Annotated in this window: 24 protein-coding genes; all 24 read right to left on the bottom strand. The window is 42.1% G+C overall.

Features of this window, described 5'->3' with window-relative positions; genetic code table 11:
• Positions 1-6: 6 nt before the first annotated feature.
• Positions 7-513 (bottom strand): hypothetical protein, encoded by a 507-nt coding sequence (locus J4E06_RS09645; protein ID WP_116183710.1) that lies wholly within the window; start codon positions 511-513, stop codon positions 7-9.
• A 199-nt stretch (positions 514-712) separates the two neighbouring features.
• Positions 713-1,165, bottom strand: a complete 453-nt coding sequence (locus tag J4E06_RS09640) for a pyridoxamine 5'-phosphate oxidase family protein (protein ID WP_067035861.1) — start codon at positions 1,163-1,165, stop codon at positions 713-715.
• Positions 1,166-1,339: 174 nt separating this feature from the next.
• Positions 1,340-2,533, bottom strand: coding sequence for a phospholipase D-like domain-containing protein (locus J4E06_RS09635; protein ID WP_067035864.1), 1,194 nt, complete (start codon positions 2,531-2,533; stop codon positions 1,340-1,342).
• Positions 2,534-2,535: 2 nt separating this feature from the next.
• Positions 2,536-3,795 carry an MFS transporter gene (locus tag J4E06_RS09630; RefSeq protein ID WP_067035866.1) on the bottom strand — a complete coding sequence of 420 codons (1,260 nt, stop codon included), beginning with the start codon at positions 3,793-3,795 and terminating at the stop codon, positions 2,536-2,538.
• Positions 3,795-5,945, bottom strand: a complete 2,151-nt coding sequence (locus J4E06_RS09625; protein WP_176712428.1) for a copper-translocating P-type ATPase — start codon at positions 5,943-5,945, stop codon at positions 3,795-3,797. The genes J4E06_RS09630 and J4E06_RS09625 overlap by 1 nt, the downstream gene beginning before the upstream one ends.
• A 17-nt stretch (positions 5,946-5,962) precedes the next feature.
• A complete protein-coding gene (locus J4E06_RS09620; protein ID WP_067035869.1) occupies positions 5,963-6,256 on the bottom strand; it encodes a phosphoribosylpyrophosphate synthetase in 294 nt (97 codons plus the stop codon).
• A 3-nt stretch (positions 6,257-6,259) separates the two neighbouring features.
• The gene (locus J4E06_RS09615) at positions 6,260-6,877 is read right to left on the bottom strand and encodes a hypothetical protein (protein WP_237685876.1); all 618 of its coding nucleotides are present in this window, start codon (positions 6,875-6,877) and stop codon (positions 6,260-6,262) included.
• A gap of 32 nt (positions 6,878-6,909) precedes the next feature.
• Positions 6,910-7,803: a ribose-phosphate pyrophosphokinase gene (locus tag J4E06_RS09610; RefSeq protein WP_067035874.1), complete on the bottom strand. Its 894-nt coding sequence runs from the start codon at positions 7,801-7,803 to the stop codon at positions 6,910-6,912.
• Positions 7,804-7,814: 11 nt separating this feature from the next.
• Positions 7,815-9,317, bottom strand: a complete 1,503-nt coding sequence (locus J4E06_RS09605; protein WP_067035877.1) for a thymidine phosphorylase family protein — start codon at positions 9,315-9,317, stop codon at positions 7,815-7,817.
• A gap of 69 nt (positions 9,318-9,386) precedes the next feature.
• Positions 9,387-10,778, bottom strand: coding sequence for an MBL fold metallo-hydrolase RNA specificity domain-containing protein (locus tag J4E06_RS09600; protein ID WP_067035879.1), 1,392 nt, complete (start codon positions 10,776-10,778; stop codon positions 9,387-9,389).
• 13 nt (positions 10,779-10,791) lie between these two features.
• Positions 10,792-11,046, bottom strand: coding sequence for a hypothetical protein (locus J4E06_RS09595; RefSeq protein WP_067035882.1), 255 nt, complete (start codon positions 11,044-11,046; stop codon positions 10,792-10,794).
• A gap of 36 nt (positions 11,047-11,082) precedes the next feature.
• Positions 11,083-11,925, bottom strand: coding sequence for an ATP cone domain-containing protein (locus tag J4E06_RS09590; RefSeq protein WP_067035885.1), 843 nt, complete (start codon positions 11,923-11,925; stop codon positions 11,083-11,085).
• A gap of 3 nt (positions 11,926-11,928) precedes the next feature.
• On the bottom strand, positions 11,929-12,759 hold the full coding sequence (locus J4E06_RS09585; protein WP_067035888.1) for a universal stress protein: 831 nt from the start codon (positions 12,757-12,759) through the stop codon (positions 11,929-11,931).
• Between the two features lie 58 nt (positions 12,760-12,817).
• On the bottom strand, positions 12,818-13,813 hold the full coding sequence (locus J4E06_RS09580; protein WP_067035891.1) for a 2-hydroxyacid dehydrogenase: 996 nt from the start codon (positions 13,811-13,813) through the stop codon (positions 12,818-12,820).
• A gap of 13 nt (positions 13,814-13,826) precedes the next feature.
• Positions 13,827-14,798 carry an ATP-dependent 6-phosphofructokinase gene (locus J4E06_RS09575; RefSeq protein ID WP_067035894.1) on the bottom strand — a complete coding sequence of 324 codons (972 nt, stop codon included), beginning with the start codon at positions 14,796-14,798 and terminating at the stop codon, positions 13,827-13,829.
• Positions 14,795-16,144 carry a dicarboxylate/amino acid:cation symporter gene (locus J4E06_RS09570; protein ID WP_067035898.1) on the bottom strand — a complete coding sequence of 450 codons (1,350 nt, stop codon included), beginning with the start codon at positions 16,142-16,144 and terminating at the stop codon, positions 14,795-14,797. The genes J4E06_RS09575 and J4E06_RS09570 overlap by 4 nt, the downstream gene beginning before the upstream one ends.
• A gap of 13 nt (positions 16,145-16,157) precedes the next feature.
• Positions 16,158-17,219 (bottom strand): class I fructose-bisphosphate aldolase, encoded by a 1,062-nt coding sequence (locus J4E06_RS09565; protein ID WP_067035901.1) that lies wholly within the window; start codon positions 17,217-17,219, stop codon positions 16,158-16,160.
• 8 nt (positions 17,220-17,227) lie between these two features.
• Entirely contained in the window at positions 17,228-18,244 is a 1,017-nt protein-coding gene (locus J4E06_RS09560; protein ID WP_067035904.1) for a type II glyceraldehyde-3-phosphate dehydrogenase, read from the bottom strand.
• A gap of 27 nt (positions 18,245-18,271) precedes the next feature.
• A complete protein-coding gene (locus J4E06_RS09555; protein ID WP_067035907.1) occupies positions 18,272-19,624 on the bottom strand; it encodes an NAD(P)/FAD-dependent oxidoreductase in 1,353 nt (450 codons plus the stop codon).
• 22 nt (positions 19,625-19,646) lie between these two features.
• On the bottom strand, positions 19,647-20,123 hold the full coding sequence (locus tag J4E06_RS09550; protein ID WP_067035909.1) for a universal stress protein: 477 nt from the start codon (positions 20,121-20,123) through the stop codon (positions 19,647-19,649).
• A gap of 53 nt (positions 20,124-20,176) precedes the next feature.
• Positions 20,177-20,881, bottom strand: coding sequence for a lycopene cyclase domain-containing protein (locus J4E06_RS09545; RefSeq protein WP_067035912.1), 705 nt, complete (start codon positions 20,879-20,881; stop codon positions 20,177-20,179).
• Positions 20,882-21,154, bottom strand: a complete 273-nt coding sequence (locus tag J4E06_RS09540) for a DUF5676 family membrane protein (protein WP_067035915.1) — start codon at positions 21,152-21,154, stop codon at positions 20,882-20,884.
• Positions 21,155-21,169: 15 nt separating this feature from the next.
• Positions 21,170-21,388 carry an SHOCT domain-containing protein gene (locus tag J4E06_RS09535; protein WP_067035918.1) on the bottom strand — a complete coding sequence of 73 codons (219 nt, stop codon included), beginning with the start codon at positions 21,386-21,388 and terminating at the stop codon, positions 21,170-21,172.
• A gap of 25 nt (positions 21,389-21,413) precedes the next feature.
• Positions 21,414-21,629 carry a heavy-metal-associated domain-containing protein gene (locus J4E06_RS09530; RefSeq protein ID WP_067035921.1) on the bottom strand — a complete coding sequence of 72 codons (216 nt, stop codon included), beginning with the start codon at positions 21,627-21,629 and terminating at the stop codon, positions 21,414-21,416.
• Between the last annotated feature and the right edge of the window lie 3 nt (positions 21,630-21,632).

The following is a 21,632-nucleotide window of genomic DNA, read 5'->3' as shown; positions in this document are numbered from 1 at the left end:
TAAAAGCTATCTTATGCGTTCATACTCCGTAAATTCGAACGTAGTCTCGCCATTTTCGTTTTTATCCGATTCACTTCTGACAAGTAATTGTTGGGCATTTAATTGAATTACAATATGGTATTCACTTGTATTAGAATTAACATGGCTCAGTTTTCCTGATTCTTCGAGAGACCAAGTGCCAATTTCAGTGAAAGTTTTTGATATCTGGCTATGACAGGCAATTGCCCCGATTCCCCAGAAATAGCGGTTATCTTCTTGCTCGTTACCCTTAACATATCTGAGAATATCATCTTTTCGGCAATTTTCGAATTGGGCAAACAAATCTTCCAAGGGCTCCAATATGCCCAATGAATCATTTGGTTGCCCTCTAAATTCTGCAATCCTTTTCCAATCTCCTGCTAAATTATTTTCGGTAAACAAAAGGTTGACTTGTTGTGAACTTTGGTCGTCTTTTTTGCAAGACCACATAACCAACAAGGAAAGTGACACTATGTAAATTGTTTGTTTTGGCATTACTTGATTGATATAAAGTTACATCTTATCCTAACATTTAGTACATCTATTTTACAGAACTATAGTTAGATAGGTTCCAAGTTGTTTTAAATGGCCATTCACTATATAATTTCAAAATACAAATAAGATTCTCGCATTGGAATTTAGACCTATTGGGTTGTCAAGGCCAAAAAAGTCTATCCAATTAGCGATGTTGCCTTTACGTTTCCCGTCGTTTTCCTGAAATCTCAAGTATTTTGACCTGATAGACAATCGGATTTCCCCTTTCGTATAATTTGCTCGAAAATTCATTGATAAACTCAACCTCTCTCCGTTCTTTTCTACGGATAATGCTCTTCACGCCTTCGGTAAAAAGGTGTAACTTTTGTTTGGCAATATTGCCCTCAAGTTCTTCGAATGTGCCGTGCACCATGGCCGATTCCCAATTGAACATCGATTGTATTTCTTCTACCTGTACGGTAACCGAGTTGTTATTTCGCATCGCATTGATTTTATGGCCATCCGAGGTATAGCTAATGATCGTATTGTCGGCAGGATCAAAATAATAGGTGATGGGAATCAAATAAGGCTTCCCTTGCCATAGATAGGCCAAGTGGCCGAGGTAATTGTTTCTGAGGACGCGCTCAATCGCACTAGTTGTTAAATCTGTCATTGCTATTGTTTTTGAATATTACTGATTGCTTATGTGTTTTTCAAAGTGTAGTTTCCACTTGTATTCCATCATCGATTATATATTTCCTTTTTTAAGTTGTTGTGCCTCATGATTTATCGCCTTGTCCGTACAGACAGATAAAGAGGCGAAACCATTTAACCACTTGCCAACATATTATAACCTATAATTTTTCAAAAACCTTAAATGCGGAAGAAAGGTTAGAAAAAGCATGGCTGTGCGTACCATTTGGTAAGAAATCCAATTACCCAACTTATTGAATATACCGGCTCTTTGTCTTAGACTCCCCTTTGTAATTTCGCTACACTGGCTTATAACCATTTCAAAGTCGGCCCGAAGAATTTTGGCAAAATTGACCGAGTGAACTTCTACGTTCATTTCAATACTGCCATAACAACTAAGACTGTTCAAGTTAAATGAGCCTATGGTAGACCATTTATTATCTACTACCGCAGCTTTACCGTGTACCACGGATTTGTTCCACTCATAGATTCTCATATGGTGGTCTAGAAAAGAGGAGTACAAATGTTCGGTAGCCCTACGTACCAAAGGCACATCGCTAATGCCCGCTAAGATCACCGTTGTTTTTATTCCTCTTTTACAGGCCTTTTTCAATGCCTTTGCTATTCTGCTTCCAGGCAAAAAATACGAGCCTATGATAACTATTTCCTTTTCGGCATGAATGAAGGCGTTCGTGTAGGCATCACAGACTTCCGTTTTTTGCTGTAGCCAGTCGTTCTGTAAAATTCCCACGAGTGCCCTACCTGCCGAATGTAACACGGGTGGTATTTTTTTTGAGCTTCCTTTTTTGAAAAAATAGTCGCTACACAGTTTTTGAAGATTTTCAGCTGCCGGGCAATTCAACTGAACGGCATAGTCCAACCAAGGTTCCGAACCTGTGGTTCCGTGGTATTTATTGGCAATATTGATTCCGCCTATCAACGCTATTTTTTCATCGGCGACCGCAATTTTATGATGCATCCGCCTGCCGATATAAAAATTGTTCAAGGAGAATAAAGGCGAAAAAAAACGAAGTAAAATACCATGCTGTACCAAATCCTGGGCAAAACTATCGGGTAATGCAGCGCTACCATAGGCATCCAATAAGACATATACCTTTACTTTTCGTTGAGCGGCTTTCTTTAAACAGGAGGCTATACGGTTTCCCGTGTCATCGTTTTCAAAAATGTAGGTCTGTAAATGGATTTCTTTTTCTGCCCTATCGATTAACATTTCCAGCCTTAAAAAATAGTCTTCTCCCGAACGGACCAATTCAACATATTTCGAATTGTCAACAGCATTTTGAAGTGCTGTTTTACTACGTTTTCTAAGTGCATATCGATGGTCCATCGCTACCCTTTTTTATGCTGGTCGGCCAATAATGGCCTGTCAATCCCTTTATTTGGTCGATTCAAAAAATAAACCAGTCCCATAGCACCCAAAATGGTTGTACCGGCAATAATAAAAGGATAATAAAACCCTCCCGCTATTAGCCAAGTCCCCAATACCGGACCCAAAATTTGACCGATACTATTCGTGGAACTTTGAATGGATATATTCCTTCCCGTGTTTTCCTTGGAAATCAAAGAAACTGCCGAAAGCAGGTTTGGTGTTACCATGGCTCCCCCTGCTGCGAAAATTATTATAGTAACATAAATGTATAGTTCACCGCTCACAAAAGGGAAGACAACTAGCGAAACACCGGAAATCAATAACCCCAATGTTATTTGCTGTTTCGAGGTCAGCATTTTTTCTCCATAGGTCGCAAATACAGGCTGTAAAACTGCCATAACGGAACCACAAAGCATAAAACCAATACCCACCTGATTGGTTGTAAAGGCCAACTCATCCTTCCCATAAATTGAAAACACGGTCTCAAACAAGGTAACCACGAACTGCATCACAAAGGACAAGAGCAACAAAATGATAAAATAGTTACTCAGGGAAAAACTGAATTTGACTGCCTCAGAAGCAATACGATTTTTTATTTCGGTATTCTTCAGCCATTTTATGATTATCAGCAATACCACAAAGCCCAAAAGAGCTGCCAAAATAAAGGGAACCGAAAAACGGTCTAAGTGGAACACTCCAAAAGAGTATGTATAGTGTAGGTTCGTTTGCGACAGAAATCCCCCCAGAACAGGGCCAAATATCACACCGGAACTGATAGCGACCCCAGACCAGGCCATTATTTTGGTCCTTCGCTTTTCTGAAGTGATATCACTTAAATAAGCATTACTGACAGGAATAACCGCAGACGTAAAGATGCCCCCTATGATACGGGCTATATATAGCATCGACAGGGAAGTGGCAAGACCCGTTAGCAAGTTCATCACGACAAAACCTACAAGCCCCAATAGTATTATAGGTTTACGGCCGTATTTATCGGAAAGCTTGCCCCAGACGATAACGAACAAGAGCTGGAACAATGGATAAATACTGGTTAACATTCCGATATGGAAGTTGATAAGGTCCGTATCCAGATTGTCTTTTAGAGCCAGTCTTTCCGTGTAATAGGGCAGGGTAGGCAATAAAATACCGTACCCGAGCATTACCACAAATAAACTTAACAGCACTAAAAATATCCTGTTAAGTTTGTCCTTTCTATTCATTACTTTTTCCCAATTTTTCTTTTCAACAATTGGGCGTTAATGGCTACAATAATGGTGCTCAAACTCATAAACACGGCACCAACTGCGGGACCCAGTACAAAGCCTGATGAGTACAAAACACCTGCTGCCAATGGGATGGCGACCACGTTATAGCCGGTGGCCCATATCAAGTTCTGGATCATCTTGTTGTAGGTGGCCTTGCCGAACAAAATCAAATTGGCAATATCCTGTGGGTTACTGTTTACTAGAATAATGTCGGCAGTCTCCGCAGCGACATCGGTGCCGGAGCCCACAGCTATTCCAACGTTGGCTTGTGCCAATGCAGGTGCGTCATTGACCCCATCGCCCGTCATGGCCACAAACTCTCCTTTGCTTTCCAACTCTTTTACGATTTCCACTTTTTGATGGGGTAGTACCTCGGCATAATAGCCATCCAACCCTAATTTATCGCTAACAGCCTTGGCGGTTTTTTCATTGTCCCCGGTGGCCATCAAGACTTTGATGTTGTTCTTTTTGAAAATTTTGATGGCTTCAGCGGATTCCGGTCTAATCTCATCCGCTAAGGCAATATAACCGACCAATTTTCCATCGATTAGAACAAAAACCACCGTTTCAGCGGCATCGCTATAGGCATCTTCAGGAATTGCAATTTTTTCATCCCTTAAATAACCCGGACTTACTACTTTCACTTGCTTACCTTCCACATTGGCCTCTACACCTTTACCAGTAATGGCATTAAAGTTTTTTGGTTTCGGGATTGTAATATTATCTTCTTTGACCTTTTTTATGATTCCAACTGCAATAGGATGTTCCGAGCTCTGTTCCAAGGCACTTGAAAGCCTTAAGATTTCTTCTGTTGAATATTCTTGTTTAACCGATTCAACTCTTGTGACACCAAAATCACCTTTGGTCAATGTTCCGGTTTTATCAAACAACAAAGCTGATATTTTTCGGGATTCTTCAAAAGCCGTTCGATTTCTTATCAGTAAGCCATTTTGGGCGGATACTGCGGTAGATATAGCGACAACTAACGGAATGGCAAGTCCTAATGCGTGTGGGCAAGCGATAACCATAACCGTTACCATTCTCTCCAAGGCATATACAAAAGGGAAGCCTAAAATCAACCAAACTGCCAATGTGCCAAAACCAATTGCCAGGGCTATGTATGTCAACCATTTTGCCGCCCTATCGGAAAGGTTCTGCATTTTAGATTTGGTCTTTTGCGCTTCCTCAACCATTGTGATTACTTTGTTGAGATAACTGTCCTTTCCGGTATGTTCTACCTTAACCTTTAAGGTGCTATTGCCGTTTACTGAGCCTCCAATTACTTTGTCGTTCTCATCTTTTTTCACTGGCTTGGATTCCCCTGTAAGCATTGATTCATTTAAGTAACTCGAACCATCTACTATAATCCCATCAGCAGGAACTTTTTCACCTGGCTTTACTAAAATCACATCGTCTTTTAACAAATCTTCCAAGGGAATATCTTCTATAGTATCACCCTTTACCCTGTGGGCTTCGGCGGGCATCATACTTACTAATAGCTGTAAGGCTTTTGATGCACCTAGCACACTTTTCATTTCTATCCAATGGCCTAAAAGCATAATTGCGATCAGTGTTGAAAGTTCCCAGAAAAAATCTTCACCTCTTAGTCCGAATACTGTGGCAGTACTATAAAAGTAGGCAACGCTTATGGCCATGGAAATTAGGGTCATCATTCCAGGTGCACCCTTTTTGACCTCTGACCAAAAACCTTTTAAGAAAGGCCAACCTCCATAGAAATAGACGATGGTAGATAGTGCAAATAGGATATATGGGTTTCCTGGTAAGAGAAATTCATATCCGAAAAACTCCTGTATCATTGGCGAGAAGAACAATATGGGAATGGTTAGCACGAGCGTTACCCAAAACCGTTTTCGAAAATCGGCAATCATCATTTTGTGATGGTCGTGACCCATTTGACCGTGACCTGGATTATGACCTGAATGGTCGCCAGAACCGTGATCCATTTTACTATGATCCATCTTGCTATGGTCGTCCGATTTTGGGTCTTCCATTTTCGAGTGATCCATTTTTGAATGGTCATCTTTGTCGTGATTCATTTTAGAATGGTCCATTTTTTTGTTCTTTTGCTCTTCGTGATTGTCCATAGTATTCTATTTAAGGGTTATCGTAATTTTTTTCGCATTGCTTCCGAGATATTTTCAGCATAGACCCCATAGGCATCTACCAAAAGCCCCTTTATACCATCTTTTGATGAAATGGCATAAAGAACACTGTTATCGTCCGTACTGCTCATACCTTCAAAACGATGGGTTTCATCCACATCAAATTCTTCGGGATGGATTTCCAATTCCAATGAAGCACATTTTATACAGTCGGGGGCCAAATTGAAATCATAGGTATATCCCCTGATCTGTAAGTCATTAATTGCTTCTGATAGGGTGTCATAGTTTCTCATAATTTATTGTTTGTATGTCATCGTAAAATAGCTGCCGTCTTTCTCGGTAAATTTCTGGAATGATAACAAGTTCTCACTTGTAAGTTTTTCACTTGCAACATAGTCCAATTGTTTAATTCGTATACCAATGGCATAGGCCTTAATATTGATTTTGGATTTGATTGTTTTCCCATTTCCGTTAGATTCCAACACGCGGTCATAAATTTTAATCTTACTGTTGGAACCAAAGAAGTTCAACAATCCCGAATCAAAGCTCATTTCGAGTTCAACATTCTCTAAGTTCCCAAGGTCATAGAGTTCCTTGAAATTTTTGGACACTGTATTGATTTCGGTTTCCTTGGATTTTGGCTTTGAAAAAGGGAAGGCCATTACTATAATACTGGATTCATCCGGTTTGCATCGGTAAGTGGTGGTATATTTATCGGTCGGGGTGCCTTTTTCATCAAAAAGCTCGGTTGTGACAACAATTTCATAGTAACCATTGGCTTCTTTTAGCTTTCCGGCTTTAAAAGTTTGCTTGTTCAGAAAGTCTCCATTTTTATCAAAATTTTCCCGTACCACCAATCTATCGGACAATTGTCCAATCAACATTTTATCTTGTGGGTATGCGGAAAAAATCATAAAAACGTATACTATTAAGTGCAATCCTATTTTCATATGTGGTGCATCAACTCTTTTACTTCCTTGGCGATCACATCGCTCAAATCAATTTTATTTGACTGGTGTGGAATCGTGTTGCAGGTAATGATGTCCTCCACATAAGCGTCCCACAAATCTTGATAGGCATTTCCTGAAAATACGGCATGAATGCCAATGCATATTGCAGGTTTCATTCCCGCACTTTTCAAATGCTCCGTAGTTTCTATCATGGTCCGGGCCGTAGAAATGATGTCGTCTACTAAAACTGGCGTCGCTTCCTTATATTTATCTACATCGGGAACGGAAACTTCAACATCACGGTCGCCATGGCGGACCTTTTGTAACACCGTGAAGGGTACTCCCGCTTTTTTTGCCACATCGGAAACCCATTGCTCACTTTCGGAATCGGGCCCGATAAGTACCGGATTATGAATGTTCTCCTTGATGTATTTGGAGATTTCGTCCGCTGCATGAATGACCCTGTTCGGAATGTTGTATACCTCGCCCAACGAATGTATTCTATGTAGATGCGGGTCAATGGTCGTGATGCTATCTGCAAAACCAGAAATCAATTTTCCGAAAAACCCAGAAGTAACCCCTTCGCCCTTATGAAAAACCTTGTCTTGCCGCATATAGGCCAAATAGGGAGCCACCAAGCATGTGCACATCGCGCCCAAAGATTTTGCGGTGTGGCTTAAAAAATACAATGGCAATAGTTTTTCATCGGGTTCGTGCAAGGTGCAGACCATGATTACACATTTGTCTTTTACATCGGAAAGGATACGCGTGTAGGATTCCCCATCCGGAAATTTGCGTATGGTACATTCCCCGATTTCCGCTTTCATTTTCTCTGCCAATAATTCCGTGAGTTCTTGGTTTCCCAGAAGACTGAATAATATAGTTTTCATTTGTCCTTTTTTTATTCTATTGTTATAATATCGTCATGGTTCTCATAATATTCCAAGGCATAATTCAACTCACCTTGCGATTCTGCAAAGAGCGTATACAGCAACTGGCCTTTTTCTATTTCATCGTTCAAATGAACGTTCAGTAAAATACCGGCAGATTTTGATTGGGGCGCACCTGAAAGTTTGGCGAGTTTTGCAATCTTTCTATTGTCAATACGCCGTAAAACACCTGTTTTTTTGGCTTTTATTTCGAATTTATAAGGTTTTAGGAGAGGTTGTTTAAAATTACCTTGGGCTTTACAGATAGCGAGAAATTTGTTATATGCCTTACCTGATTCCAATAGCCCTCTGGCGGTTTGCTTTCCTTTTCCCGATTCGATTTCGCCAGAAAGCTCTAACAGCTCGCCCGCCAACAGAACTGCCCTTTCTCTTAGGTCTTTCGGTGCATCAACTTCATTCTTGAGTACACTAAGGATGTCCATTGCTTCAAGGGCTGGACCAATACCTCTGCCGACAGGCTGTGTGCCATCTGTAATAACTACTCTTGTAGTAAGGCCAACAGCTTTGCCCACGACTTCGAGATGTTCCTTAAGCTTCATGGCAGCGTCATTGGTACGAACCTTGGCCGTTTCGCCGACAGGAATATCAATGACCACATGGGTAGAACCTGCTGCCGCTTTTTTGGAAAGAACCGATGCAATCAACTGCCCTTCGCTATCAATATCCAAGGCTTTTTCAATTTTGATGAGCATATCATCTGCCGGACTTAATTGGGCGGTACCCCCCCAAACAAAACATCCGCCTTCTTTTTCAACAACTGCTTTGATTTCTTCCAAAGAAAGGGTAACATTGGTCAATACCTCCATGGTATCGGCTGTTCCTGCCGGGGAAGTAATGGCTCTCGATGATGTTTTGGGCATGGTAAGCCCGTAGGCTGCAACAATGGCTACAACGATGGGTGTTGTTCGGTTTCCTGGCAAGCCACCGATACAATGTTTATCGACTACGATTTTTTTGTTCCAATCCAATTGTTTTCCAGAAGCTATCATGGCTTGTGTGAGATTCGAGATTTCATTGACATCCAATCTATTTCCGGCACAGGCCGTAATAAAAGCCGAAAGATGAATGTTGGAGTAATCTCCTTCAACAATATCTGTAATGATTTCTTCGAAGGCCGTATAAGCTAGTTTTTGATTGTAGATTTTGGCCCTTACATGGCTTAACGAATCTATAGGTTCCAAGTGCGACACCCTTAGTGTTTCATTTCCGGACACTTTTAATTTTTTCGCCGCCGCTTCCGATAAGCCTATCTCTCCGGCTAGCAGCACATCCGACGTTATTACATTAAGACTGGCAACGATGGAAGTATTGAAATTGGATACCCGGATTCTGGTTAATGCTTCAAAACCTTCGGAAACACAGACATGGCAATCTTCCCGCATATAAACCACATGTTCGTTCTGTGTATAAATGCCCAAGTGTTTATATTTTAAAGTACTCGATTTTTCTTCCATAACCTTTTCGTTATTTTATTTTTAATAGTGTTGGTGATGCCACCAATAGTATTCCTATAATCTAGTCCATTAACTGTTTTGAAAAGTTTCTACGGATTCAATGCTATATAATTTGGGAATTTCAGAATCCCAATCATAAGTTTCCTTAATGCCTTTTTGCAATGCCTCCGCACCTTCCTTCTCTCCGTGAACAATAAATATCCTTTCCGGTTTCTGTTCGACCTTGCTTAGCCAATCCAATAGTTCGGCATGGTCGGCATGCGCCGAAAGCCCTTCTATTTCTGCCACCTCCATTTGAAAGGATACTGTTTTTCCGTACACTCTCAATTCCCTGTCGCCGTCCAACAATTTCCGTCCCCGAGTACCTTCTGCTTGATACCCAACAAAAAGCAAGGTGTTTTTTGGTTTTTGCGCCTGGGTTTCCAAGTAATTAAGCATTCTACCTCCCGTGAGCATTCCGCTTCCAGCGATGACGATTTTAGGTGTATCATCGCTTCTCAATTCCATTGTTTCCCGATAACTGCTTACGACCGTAAAGTGCGAACATATTTCGTCACACTCAGCATCTTCCAACCTATGCCAGTCTCTAGTTCGATGGAACAGTTCCAGTACGTTGGCCCCCATCGGGCTGTCCATAATCATCTGTACTTTGGGAATTTTATTTTGTTTTAACAACCTCCAAAATATCAGCATCATCAATTGGGCACGCTCTACGGAAAAACTTGGTATGAAAAGGCTTCCGCCCCTTTCAATGGTTTTGTTGACCAATTTTTCAATTTCGGGAAGTGCCTCCGCCTCTTCGGGATGAAACCTGCCGCCATAGGTCGATTCTATAAAAAGAACATCCGCCTTTTTTGGTTTTAGCGGTGGATATAGCAATAAATCGTTGGTTCTGCCGATATCCCCTGAAAAAACAAAACGTTTTCCGAGAACATCCAATTCAATGTAGGTAGCACCTAGGATATGGCCGTTGTACTGAAATCTAGCCTTTATGTTTTTCATTAAGGGCAGCCATTGGCCGGGGGGTACTCCCTTAAAAAAGGGAACGGTTTTTTCAACATCCTTTAAGTCATAAAGTGGTTCGGCGGGGCTGTGTTTGGAATAACCTTCCTTATTGGCCCGTTCGGCTTCCTGTTCTTGAATCTTGGCACTATCGTTCAATATGATTTTGGCAATGTCCAGGGTGGGGTACGTTCCATAAATGGGCCCCTTAAAACCCTGTTTGACCAATCTGGGCAGATAGCCTGTATGGTCCATGTGCCCATGCGTAAGCAAGACCGCATCAATTTCCGAGACTTCAACGGGTGGATACTCCCAGTTTTTTAGACGTAGTTCTTTTAGCCCTTGAAAAAGACCACAATCAATCAAGATTTTGCGTTCGCCGGTATCCAAGAGATATTTTGAACCGGTAACGGTTCCAGCAGCTCCTAAAAAGTGAATGTTTATTTTGTTGTTTTTCATTTATAGTACCCGTTTAGTGTCCCCCACAGCAGGAAGGTGTGTTCCCTTTATCTTGGTCCGGTTGGCATAACTCCGCTATTTCTTTGTAGAGATCATGAAAATCCTCTTTGATGAGAAGGGCTAGTTTCTTGGTGGATTTGGGTTCGGAGTTTACCATCTCCAGTAATGTTTCGAAGGCCTCTTCAAGTAAGCTTGGATCATCTTCCATTGCTTGGTAAAATGGCTCTAGGTCTATACTGTTCTGTTTTTGTAATGTTTCTGTTCTCATCTGTTTTCTTTTTAGGATTGATCAATGTTTATTGGTTTAATGTGCTGTGCATAATTCTTCTGAATCTTCGAGAATTTTTTTTTGTCGTTGCTTGGCGATACCTATTTGCCCCAAAAATGATGGGTTTTCGCTAATGTCCTTGCAGAGCACAATGCCCTTATCCAATAATTTGGATTTCTCGGCCTTTGTCAATGTTGTTAAAGAGGTTAAGGGATGTAGGCCGGATCTGTCTATGCGTTCTTTCAGACCGTTCCCTTTCGGATAATCCCAACTTGTAAGCATCAGCCCAACACAGGTACCATATTGTATGGCATCGGTGGTAAAGCGGGTATTGGTATAAACACCCCCTTGATGAAACTTGGTTTTATGGCCTTGCTGTTTTTCCCATTGTTTTTCCACATCCAAAAATCTTGAATGGATATAGAGCGGGATTTTCACATTGCAAAACCGGCCCTGATCACTATGGTATTTACATTCAATCATATAATGCTTGTTGTCTTTTTCAGCTATCACATCCACTTCATGCTGTACACAATTGCCTTGAACGATTACCCCGACTTTTGTATCAAAACCTTCTTGACTCAATAGGGCCCCAACAAATTTTTCAAAGGGATAACCCGAAGGCCCGAGTTCCATAAGGGCTTTTTTTAGTTTATACCGCGAAGCGCTCACACGGGCCTTGCTCTTTAGCATCCTAAAGGCACTTCGGTATATTTCTTTGGTGGTCATGCCATGGGATACCCTGTCCCTAATTTCATTGGCAATTTCTTGAACAAGCGTTTCGTCAGCCTTTGAACGGCGCAATGATTTGATGAGCTTTTTGATATCGAATTCCTCAAGTTCACCGGAATATTTTCTTATCTGTACCTGCTGGGTCATTCTCTATATTTTAATGGTCATCACTGGTAGCGAAGAATGGTTGGCGACCCCTTCTGTAATGCTTTTTGAGAACAAACTTAAAAATCCTGTATTCCCATGTGTACACATGGCGATCAGGTCCGCTTTGTTGTGTTTCAAATATGTATTGATGCCCGTTTCAACTTGGTTTTCGTTATACACGTTCATGGAGAAATTCTTGAGTTCTGGAAAACCCTCCAAAAACTTTCGTATGGGATCTAGGCCAAGGGCGATACTATTATGGTCCGATGCCGTGTTGATGCGTAATAGATGAATTTTCGCATTACATTTTTCTGCGATGGAGAGTACTGCCCTAAAAGCACTGCCCACATCTTCCATAAAATCTGAAACGAAAACGATATCCTTGAAAGGAAACCTTACATCATCTTCTTTTACCACAACGACCGGCACATCGGATTTTCTTACCAAACGCTCTACGTTGCTACCAAGAAGTTCACGAACTATGCCTTTGGTGCCACTGCTTCCTGTAACGATGAAATCATGGTCATAATGACCCGAATGTTTCAGAATGTTGTCTTGATCTACATGAAATTGTAAAAAGGTTTGGCATTTTAGATGTTCTTTTTCGGCCTTTTTTTCCAGTTCACGTAACGAGGCTTTCGCTTTTCCAATTTTTTTGAGGGTTTCTGGATACCGTTTTTCCTTTTGCTTATCCAATTTGACCCAATCGACAGGAGTCTTTAACAAATGGAAAAAATGAATTTCCGCATTATAAAGTTTGGCCATTTCAATGCCCAAATCGGCGGCTTTGTTGCAGTTTTCTGAGAAATCCGTGGGTACGAGTATATTTTTCATAGTGCTATTGTTTTTAGGTTTATATAGATTTAAGTACTTCCTATGGAAGCTTGTCGTTTTATTTGCTGGCTACTTCGTTTCCCGAGTCGATTTGTTTTTCAAAACAATCCAGATTATGTATGGTGGTTTCGGCAATATTCGTCAGTGCCGTATCGGTCAAGAAGGCCTGATGGCTCGTTATCAGAACATTATTGAAGGTCATCAAACGAGCGATTACATCGTCCTGTAAAATCTCGTCAGAATGGTCTTCGAAAAACAGTCCTTCCTCTTCTTCATAGACATCCATACCAAAGAACCCGACCTTTCCGGTTTTTAGTCCATCGATGACCGCTTTGGTATCTACCAGACCGCCCCTGCTCGTATTGATGAGCATAACACCTTTTTTCATGACCCCAATTTGCTCGGCATCTATTAAATGTTTCGTGTCGGTAGCCAAAGGCACGTGAAGACTGATAATATCCGATTCGGCACATAATGTTCTACAATCGGTATAGCGGGCACCAAATTTTTCTACTAGGTCTTCATCCTTGTTGACATCATAGGCTAGAATTTTACAGCCAAACCCATGAAGGATTTTGACCAAGACTGCGCCAATCTTTCCGGTGCCCAATACCCCAACCGTTTTGCCGTTCAAGTCAAAACCAGTGAGTCCGTTTAAGGAAAAGTTTTGTTCACGCACTCTATTATTGGCCCTAATTAGTTTTCTGTTCAAAGCCAATATGAGTGCGACCGTGTGTTCTGCGATGGCGTAAGGCGAATATGCGGGAACACGAGCCACCTTGATGTTCATTTCATCCGCCTTTTCCATATCCACATGATTGTAGCCTGCCGAACGAAGAGCTATGTATTTGACTCCGAACGCACCTAATTTTTCCAGTACGTTGGCGGATGCATCATCCCCTGTAAATAGACTGATGGCCTCCGAGCCTTTTGCCAAGGGAACGGTATGCTCGGATAATCGTTCCTCTAGTAGCCTCAATTCATGTTTGCCGTCATTGGCGGATGTTAAATAGGATTCTTCAAACTTATGGGTGCTGAATACCGTTGTTTTCATTTGCGTTTTAATTTTATTTACCAAAAATCTTTACGAGTTCGTACAACTCGTCTTGTACCTGGTGTTGTTTTACCACTTGGTCAAAAGGCGTGAGGCTAAGTTCGTTGTTGAGAATACCGACCATAACGCTCTTTTTTTCTTGTAAAAGGGCCTTTACCGAAGCTGCCCCAAGTCTTATCCCCAACATACGATCGGCAGCGGAAGGGTTTCCACCGCGTTGCACATGCCCCAGTTTTGTGATACGGAGGTCTAGCTTCGGATTTAATTCTTTAATCTTTGATGCCGCTATTTCGGCACCAAGTTCATCGCCTTCGGCAACAACGGCTATGAAGGCTTCTTCGCTATCATAAACACTTGCCTTTTCGAGCAAACGGACAAAATCTTGTCCACTTTCCGGCACTAAAATGGCATCGGCACCTACGCCCAACCCAGAATGCATTGCTATATATCCGCAGTCCCTTCCCATTACCTCAATTAGAAATATTCGGTTATGTGATTCTGCTGTGTCCCTGATCTTATCAATGTTTTCGATTGCCGTATTCACTGCGGAATCAAAGCCCAAGGTGAAGTCGGTTCCGGCCATGTCATTGTCTATGGTACCTGGAATACCGATAAATGGTAGTTCGCAAATCTCCGAAAAGGCGAGCAGCCCTTTAAAAGTACCATCCCCGCCCACGGCGATAAGTGCATCGATGTTATTTTTCCGAAGGTTCTCCAGGGCCTGCTGTCTTCCCTCTTTAGTTAGGAATCTTGCGCTTCGTGCGGTCTTAAGAAAAGTACCGCCCCGATGCACTAATTTTTGAAGTTCCTGGGTATCCAATTCGACTAAATCCCCATCGATTAGGCCTTCATAACCTTTACGAAAACCACTTAATTTTATGCTGTTCACTTCGGCAGTTTTTGCAATGGCAAATAAAGCTGCATTCATGCCTGGGGAATCCCCTCCCGAGGTAAATACCCCAATATGTTTCATATTCGTGTTCATGATTTAGTGGTTTTAAGATTAGCGGTAATCAGATCGGGTATTTTTCCGTAAAACCGATTGAAAACCATACAAGCCGTTAAGTCTCCGGTAACATTCACTGCAGTTCGGAACATGCCGAGCAAGCGCTCCACCCCGATTATTATGATAATTCCCTCAGAAGGTATTCCGGCCCCCGATAGTACCGAAGCCAGTATGACAACGCCACCTCCAGGTATGGCCGGGGTTCCGATTGAGGCCGCAACTATCGTAACGACGACGACAATAATATTTAAAAGGTCCATTTCTAATCCGTAAGCCTGTGCTATGAATAAAGTGGTTATGGTCTGATAGAGGGCCGTCCCATCCATATTTACAGTAGCCCCGATCGGAATTATGAAATTACTGATAGAGCTATCTACTTTCAGTTCTTCCTCTGCTGTTTTCAGCGATAAGGGCATGACCGCGGCAGAACTTGTAGTCGAGAATGCTAAAAGTTGGACATCCGTAATCTTTCTCAAAAATTTAAGAGGATTAGTCCGGCCAAGTGTGCTTACCAATAAGAGGTAGATAACAATCAACATAAATAGGCCCAACAGTACAACGAGCACATAAAAACCCAATCCTGAAAGGGAGCTTAACCCGACACTGGATGTAAGCTGGGCCATCAATCCGAATACTGCCACCGGCACCAACAACATGGCCCATTTTACTACGGTCATACAGATTTCCTGTACGGCACTCAAAAGTAATTTTACTGGTTTGAGCAAATCATTGGGTAACGACAGAACGGCTACCCCTATTATAATGGTAAAAATGACAATGCTCAACATTTCGCCACTTACCATGGAGGCCAATGGGTTTTCGGGCAGTAGATCCGTTATGGCATTCGGAATATCATTTATTCCAAAGGATAGTTCCGAACTTTCGGCAGTATCGGCCAATGCATTTGCATGATCCATTTCCGCCTGTTGGTGCAGATACTTTCCAGGTCTGAACAGTGCGGCTAGCAACGTTCCTATGGTTACTGATATAATTGTTGTTGATATAAAATATAAGAGCACACCACCCCCCAACTTTTTTAGATTTTCCTTGTCGTTACTGGCTATGCCCGTAATGATGGAAGCCACAATCAAGGGAATCATTATCATCTGCACCAATTTAAGGAAGAGCATTCCCGGTAGGGCCAACCAATTTCCCAACATATCGGCAGTCGCCTTACTGACCCAACCGTTTTGAGGACTTAATAACAACCCGAAACCTACACCCAAAAACAAAGCGATAATCACTTTTAGCCATAGCCTGCTCTCTACCAGTCTCTGCAAGTAATGGTTGAGTGATTTTAAAGATTTTATTTCAGTTTCGAACATGGTATTTTATCACTTAGGCTATCGTTATTTTCTCCTCCAAATAAACACTTTGGACTGCATGCAATAATTCTACCCCTTCCTTAATGGGTCGTTGAAAAGCTTTTCTTCCAAGTATCAGACCCGAGCCTCCTGCCCGTTTGTTTATGATTGCGGTTGTAATGGCCTCGGTCAAATCGGATGCTCCTCTGGAACCCCCACCGGAACTGATCAGTCCTACTTTGCCCATATAGCAATTGGCAACCTGTAAACGACACAAATCGATGGGGTGTTCGGTGGTCAGGGTTTCATACATGGCATCGTCATATTTCCCAAATTGAAGGTCTTTAAAACCGTAATTTGTAGTGGGTAATTTTTGTTTGATGATATCCCCCTGTATTGTTACCCCAAGGTGGTTGGCTTGTCCCGTTAAATCTGCAGCGGTGTGATAGTCCTCTTTATCCGTTTTGAAAGCATCGTTACGGGTGTAACACCACAAAATCGTGGCCATGCCCAGATTATGGGCCTCGGCGAAGGCTTCCGCAATCTCCACTATCTGTCGATTACTTTCCTTAGATCCAAAATATATGGTCGCCCCAATAGCAACTGCGCCCATATCCCAAGCGTCCTTGACCTTTCCGAACAAGGTTTGGTCGTAGGCATTGGGATATGACAGTAGTTCATTGTGGTTTATCTTCACGATGAACGGTATTTTATGCGCGTATTTCCGAGCGTACAGACCTAATACACCAAAAGTCGAGGCCACCCCGTTACAACCTGCGCCAATGGCAAGTTTTATAATATTCTCAGGGTCAAAATAATCGGGGTTTTTATAGAAGGAAAAAGCGGCACTATGTTCGATTCCCTGATCTACGGGAAGTATGCTTAAATACCCTGTATCCTTCAGGTTGCCATGCCCGTATAATTGGGCAAGACTTCGAAGCGTTTGTGGATTACGATTGCTGTTGACAAAAACTTTAGAGACAAAATTTTTATCGGGCAATTGCAGTTCATCCTTGGTAATCTTTTCGCTAACATGATCTAAATAGAAGGACGCTTTGTCCCCCAACTGCTCTATTATTTTTTCGTGAGAGTTCATTGTTTTAACTATTGATTAATACCTAGACTTTTATTGGTCTTAGCGATGGATTTATTACCATCCATCTCGATTCCGGTAAGTGCCCGAATGGCGTCGATGGTCTCGGGAATTACAATCGCTTGATTGTCCACCACGTAGGCATAAAAGAGTTCATCGCCCACCACTTTTAGCATATCTTCCCATAGGGCTACCTCGTACATGTCGCCCCAAGGCCTGCCCATATCCAAAAACATTTCCTTGATGGTGTTGTTGGAGACCAAGCCTTGATCATAGTGAATAAACTTGATTCTACTTGAGGTTTTGAGGGCGTTCAACACCTCTTCCTTTGATGTTTCTTTCTTTAGTTTCACGTTCCAGTAATGCATATGGCTCAAGGTTTGGGGAACTTTGACCGCTGAAGTAATGACATCCAAATCAGGATCCACGCTCTGTGCGTCGGGACCTTGGTGGCTCGGGATTTCTTTTTCCGGTACCATGGTGTTCATAATCCCTCCTAAATGACTTTCCCAAGGGTCGGTCGCCCTTCTTAAAAGTGTGCCACGTGCATAATCCAGTAAATCGGCCCTTTTTAAAGCGGTCAATGTTCTCAGGATTGATGTGGTATTACAGGAAACCACTCGGGTTGCATTGATATTCAACGCCGTGTTATAATTGTTTTCAGCACTAAAGGAGTGGCCTGTTGTCTCGTGCTTTTCCCCACCGTGCAGAATGAATTTGATATTGTGTGTTTTATAGGTTTCCACGTTTTTCGCCGCAATCATTTTTGGGGTGCAATCCACCACAAGTTCCACTTTATCCAATAAGTCCTGCATATTGCCCATTACCGAAATGCCCGAAGCCTTCATTTGTTTTTCCGCTTCGGTGGTTGTCGCATAGATATCATAATCCTTTCTTACAGCGTTCTGTATGCGCCAATCGCTGATAATGTCGCAAACCCCGACTAGTTTCATGTCATCCTGTACCTTTATGGCATCGGCAACTCTTTTGCCGATGACCCCGTATCCTACTACTGCAATATTTTTCATTTTCAATTGTTTTTAGTGATTCAATATTTATTCTTGGGTTGATGTGTATTGCGCATCAACTTTCTTTGTTCTTTTGAAACTTCTTATGATTACCCTATTACTTTTTTCGTAAGTAAAATAGCTGATGGCCCAATTGAAGCCCACCAATAGTTTGTTCCTAAACCCACTGATGGAGACCAAGTGAACAACAGACCATAAAAGCCAAGCGGCATAGCCACCGAAATGAAACTTCCCCAAATCAGCGACCGCTTTTCTCTTGCCGACAGTGGCCAATGAACCTTTATCTTTATATGTAAAGGGTTTTGAAGGCTTTGAAAGCAAGGTGTTGAGCAGTACTTTGGCCAAATGTCTGCCTTGTTGTATGGCGGTTTGGGCTACTTGGGGATACCCTTTCGGGGTCTCATCTGTGATTACCCCGGCGATATCCCCAATGGCAAAGACATTGTCCATTCCATAAACTTTTAGGTGGTGGTCCGTTTTAAGACGATTGCCCTTGACAATAGACGTCTCATCGAATCCTTTTGGAAAATCTCCAGTTACCCCTGCTGTCCAAATCAAGTTCTTGGCTAAAATGGTCTTGCCGCTTTTGGTTTTGACCACCCTGCCATCATAGTTACTAACGGATTCTTTCAACATCACCTTAACGTTCAGATTCTCTAAATAGGTCAGCGTTTTTGAAGAAGCTTTGTCCGACATGGCAGAGAGCACTTCGTCCATAGCTTCCACCAAATAGATGTTCATGATGGAGGAAGGATACTCGGGATAGTCTTTAGGAAGGATGTACTTGCAAAACTCCGCCAAAGCACCTGCCATTTCTACTCCGGCGGGACCGCCACCCACGATCACAAAATTCGTGAGGGCATCGCGTTCCTCATCATCGCACGTGATCGCGGCCTGTTCCAAATTTTGCAGCATCATGTGGCGGATATTTAGAGAATCCCGGATATCCTTCATCCCCAAACTATTTCTTTCCACTTCTTCCATACCGAAGAAGTTGGTCTTTGTTCCCGTTGCCAAGACCAGATAATCATAGGTAAGTTTTCCTTTGTCCGTTATGACGGTATTGATGGAGTTTTGAATTTCCTTTACCTCGGCCAGCCTGAAGCTCACATTCTTATATCCCTTGAATTGTTTTCTAAAAGGGAATACAATGCTATCGGGTTCAAGCCCACTGGTGGCTACCTGATAAAATAAGGGCTGAAACTGATGAAAGTTATGGCGGTCAATAAGTACCACCTGAACATCTTTATTTTTCAACCCTTCCACCAATGCCAGACCCGCAAAGCCACCACCTACAATGACTATTCTTGGGAACCTGGAATGCGGCAAGCAGATTGCATCCGTCACTTTGCGTGTATTGTTTTTGCTATCGTCTAACATTTGGTTCTTGCCTGTTAACTTTTCAATAGTTGTTTTTCTCTTTTGAACCGCGTTTTCGGACTATCATGACGGAACAGTCGGCATGTGTTGCCAAGGACTGGGAAACCGAGCCGAGCAAAAATCTAGAGAATGCGCCATGGCCCTGCGACCCGACTATGATCAAATCGGTATCAAAGGCTTCGGTCTTTTCTAAAATTGCACTTTTGGGAAGCCCCTCTACCACGGCTGTTGTTATCGACAATACGTCATTCTTGTCCCTTAATGATTTTGAAGCTTCATTAACAAGATCTTCTGCCGATTTTTTCGCACTGGAGACGGTTTCTTCATAATAATTTCCAAGCGTGCCGCCCAAGGGTAGGGCACCAGGAGCGGCCAACATGGGATTTTCGAACACATTCAAAATACATACTTCGGTACCCGCAGGGAACGGCAGCGTCGCAAGTTCATCTATGGCGACTTTACTAAAGTCAGAACCATCTATTGCCAATAGTATTTTCATCTTTGTAGATTTATTTGTTCATGATTAATTATGTTAATTCCCATATTGCCAAATCAACTTATGGCCAAGGGTTTCATCAATTTTTTCCAATACAAATGCTCGTATAGCCCTGACCAGTACATTCCGAAAGTAAAAGCGAACAAAAGCTCTTCAATTGGAATGCCGGCCACTAGAATATCACTAAGGTTTTCCAGATTCCAGAAAAGTTCTACATAGTTGGGATAGAACGGGAGTATACTTCCAAAATAAACAAAGTACAATGCCGTGAACAGAAATCCACTTATCCAGATTTTGGTCTTTAAATCCGGACGGCAGTATAGCGTGGCCATTCCACCCAAAAACATGGCCAATATTCCACAGTAGATATGATTCAAAGGCGTGAACAGGGCCAATACCAAAAACACTACTGCCGGTACGAAAAGGATATATAGGTGCAACCGGTGCCTTTCATGTTTCCGTTCGGTATGCGGTATTTCAACATACTTTCGCTTAAAAATAAGATTGTAGATTACCGTGCCTATGCCCCCTATGGCAAAAGAGAAGATTAGGCTTTCAATATCGAACCCTGTCTTTATTGCCAAATCGAAAAGCGATGGCGGATGCCAATATTGGGGAACAAAAAGGGGTTCGGTAAGCCCAAAGGGCATGGTTATCCAACTCATCTTCAGCATTTCTCTTCGAGAATCTTTCTTCATTAGATAGACCACGCCCCAGAGGGCTAGAATAATAAGGGACCATATGAACCAGACGTACTGCATTTATCGTTTTAGCTGTGCATTGTAAAAAGCTGCGATCAGCGCTCCTGTCAGCCATCCGATAATGAATGTTTGGATCATCCCAATTATAGCTTCCCAAAAAGGAACATCCATGCGAATAATACTGGTTGTGTCAAGCCCATGGAGCAGGCTGTTGAAAAAATCTATGGTACCTTCCCTGCCGGCCGTAAACATGACGACCATACAGCCAATGTAGAGGATGGCGGCAGTGAGACCGAATGCAAATCCGAATTTTTTAATGTTTATACGGTTCATGATTTCTGTTTTTAGTTATTTGTCCGTTTCCAAGGTTTTTTTTGAATCTTCATATTCTTCCTTGGTAATTTCTCCTTTTGCAAATCGTTTTTTTAGAATTTGCATGGGATCTTCATTGCTCGATTTTTGGTAGGGTACGTCATACGGGATAAAGAAAATCCACACCAGTAGTACGAGCCAGATAATCCACCATATAATGTGCATGCCGCCCCAATGTCCTTCGAAATAGTGCATAGCTAAAAGTTTTAAATGTTAGTAATTAATTCAATTCTGAAATTGTATAACCTTCAAGTCGATTCAACTGTTTCTGCAGATCATCGACCGAAAGGTTCGATTTCATACTGATCTTGGCGACTCCTTTCGGACTTAAAAAAATCTTTGCCTCCTCAATGTCTTCATGAGACTCCAATACTTTTTTGACCTTTGTTATGCAACCGCCACAACTGATTCCGTCTATTTGATATTTTCTTTTCATTTT

The sequence above is a fragment of the Allomuricauda sp. NFXS6 genome, from assembly GCF_040148835.1.
GTDB lineage: Bacteria > Bacteroidota > Bacteroidia > Flavobacteriales > Flavobacteriaceae > Flagellimonas.
Note: the sequence above shows the minus strand (reverse complement) of the source record. Positions and strands in the feature narration are given on the sequence as shown.

What these genes read in the sequence shown, in the direction of transcription:
- J4E06_RS09625 (WP_176712428.1), bottom strand. Translation starts at nt 5,945, where the DNA reads ATGGACAATCACGAAGAGCAAAAGAACAAAAAAATGGACCATTCTAAA.
- J4E06_RS09565 (WP_067035901.1), bottom strand. Translation starts at nt 17,219, where the DNA reads ATGAACTCTCACGAAAAAATAATAGAGCAGTTGGGGGACAAAGCGTCC.
- J4E06_RS09620 (WP_067035869.1), bottom strand. Translation starts at nt 6,256, where the DNA reads ATGAGAAACTATGACACCCTATCAGAAGCAATTAATGACTTACAGATC.
- J4E06_RS09585 (WP_067035888.1), bottom strand. Translation starts at nt 12,759, where the DNA reads ATGAAAAATATACTCGTACCCACGGATTTCTCAGAAAACTGCAACAAA.
- J4E06_RS09570 (WP_067035898.1), bottom strand. Translation starts at nt 16,144, where the DNA reads ATGTTCGAAACTGAAATAAAATCTTTAAAATCACTCAACCATTACTTG.
- J4E06_RS09610 (WP_067035874.1), bottom strand. Translation starts at nt 7,803, where the DNA reads ATGAAAACTATATTATTCAGTCTTCTGGGAAACCAAGAACTCACGGAA.
- J4E06_RS09575 (WP_067035894.1), bottom strand. Translation starts at nt 14,798, where the DNA reads ATGAACACGAATATGAAACATATTGGGGTATTTACCTCGGGAGGGGAT.
- J4E06_RS09645 (WP_116183710.1), bottom strand. Translation starts at nt 513, where the DNA reads ATGCCAAAACAAACAATTTACATAGTGTCACTTTCCTTGTTGGTTATG.
- J4E06_RS09545 (WP_067035912.1), bottom strand. Translation starts at nt 20,881, where the DNA reads ATGCAGTACGTCTGGTTCATATGGTCCCTTATTATTCTAGCCCTCTGG.
- J4E06_RS09560 (WP_067035904.1), bottom strand. Translation starts at nt 18,244, where the DNA reads ATGAAAAATATTGCAGTAGTAGGATACGGGGTCATCGGCAAAAGAGTT.
- J4E06_RS09635 (WP_067035864.1), bottom strand. Translation starts at nt 2,533, where the DNA reads ATGGACCATCGATATGCACTTAGAAAACGTAGTAAAACAGCACTTCAA.
- J4E06_RS09535 (WP_067035918.1), bottom strand. Translation starts at nt 21,388, where the DNA reads ATGCACTATTTCGAAGGACATTGGGGCGGCATGCACATTATATGGTGG.
- J4E06_RS09590 (WP_067035885.1), bottom strand. Translation starts at nt 11,925, where the DNA reads ATGACCCAGCAGGTACAGATAAGAAAATATTCCGGTGAACTTGAGGAA.
- J4E06_RS09600 (WP_067035879.1), bottom strand. Translation starts at nt 10,778, where the DNA reads ATGAAAAACAACAAAATAAACATTCACTTTTTAGGAGCTGCTGGAACC.
- J4E06_RS09555 (WP_067035907.1), bottom strand. Translation starts at nt 19,624, where the DNA reads ATGTTAGACGATAGCAAAAACAATACACGCAAAGTGACGGATGCAATC.
- J4E06_RS09540 (WP_067035915.1), bottom strand. Translation starts at nt 21,154, where the DNA reads ATGAACCGTATAAACATTAAAAAATTCGGATTTGCATTCGGTCTCACT.
- J4E06_RS09530 (WP_067035921.1), bottom strand. Translation starts at nt 21,629, where the DNA reads ATGAAAAGAAAATATCAAATAGACGGAATCAGTTGTGGCGGTTGCATA.
- J4E06_RS09550 (WP_067035909.1), bottom strand. Translation starts at nt 20,123, where the DNA reads ATGAAAATACTATTGGCAATAGATGGTTCTGACTTTAGTAAAGTCGCC.
- J4E06_RS09640 (WP_067035861.1), bottom strand. Translation starts at nt 1,165, where the DNA reads ATGACAGATTTAACAACTAGTGCGATTGAGCGCGTCCTCAGAAACAAT.
- J4E06_RS09630 (WP_067035866.1), bottom strand. Translation starts at nt 3,795, where the DNA reads ATGAATAGAAAGGACAAACTTAACAGGATATTTTTAGTGCTGTTAAGT.
- J4E06_RS09605 (WP_067035877.1), bottom strand. Translation starts at nt 9,317, where the DNA reads ATGGAAGAAAAATCGAGTACTTTAAAATATAAACACTTGGGCATTTAT.
- J4E06_RS09615 (WP_237685876.1), bottom strand. Translation starts at nt 6,877, where the DNA reads ATGATTTTTTCCGCATACCCACAAGATAAAATGTTGATTGGACAATTG.
- J4E06_RS09595 (WP_067035882.1), bottom strand. Translation starts at nt 11,046, where the DNA reads ATGAGAACAGAAACATTACAAAAACAGAACAGTATAGACCTAGAGCCA.
- J4E06_RS09580 (WP_067035891.1), bottom strand. Translation starts at nt 13,813, where the DNA reads ATGAAAACAACGGTATTCAGCACCCATAAGTTTGAAGAATCCTATTTA.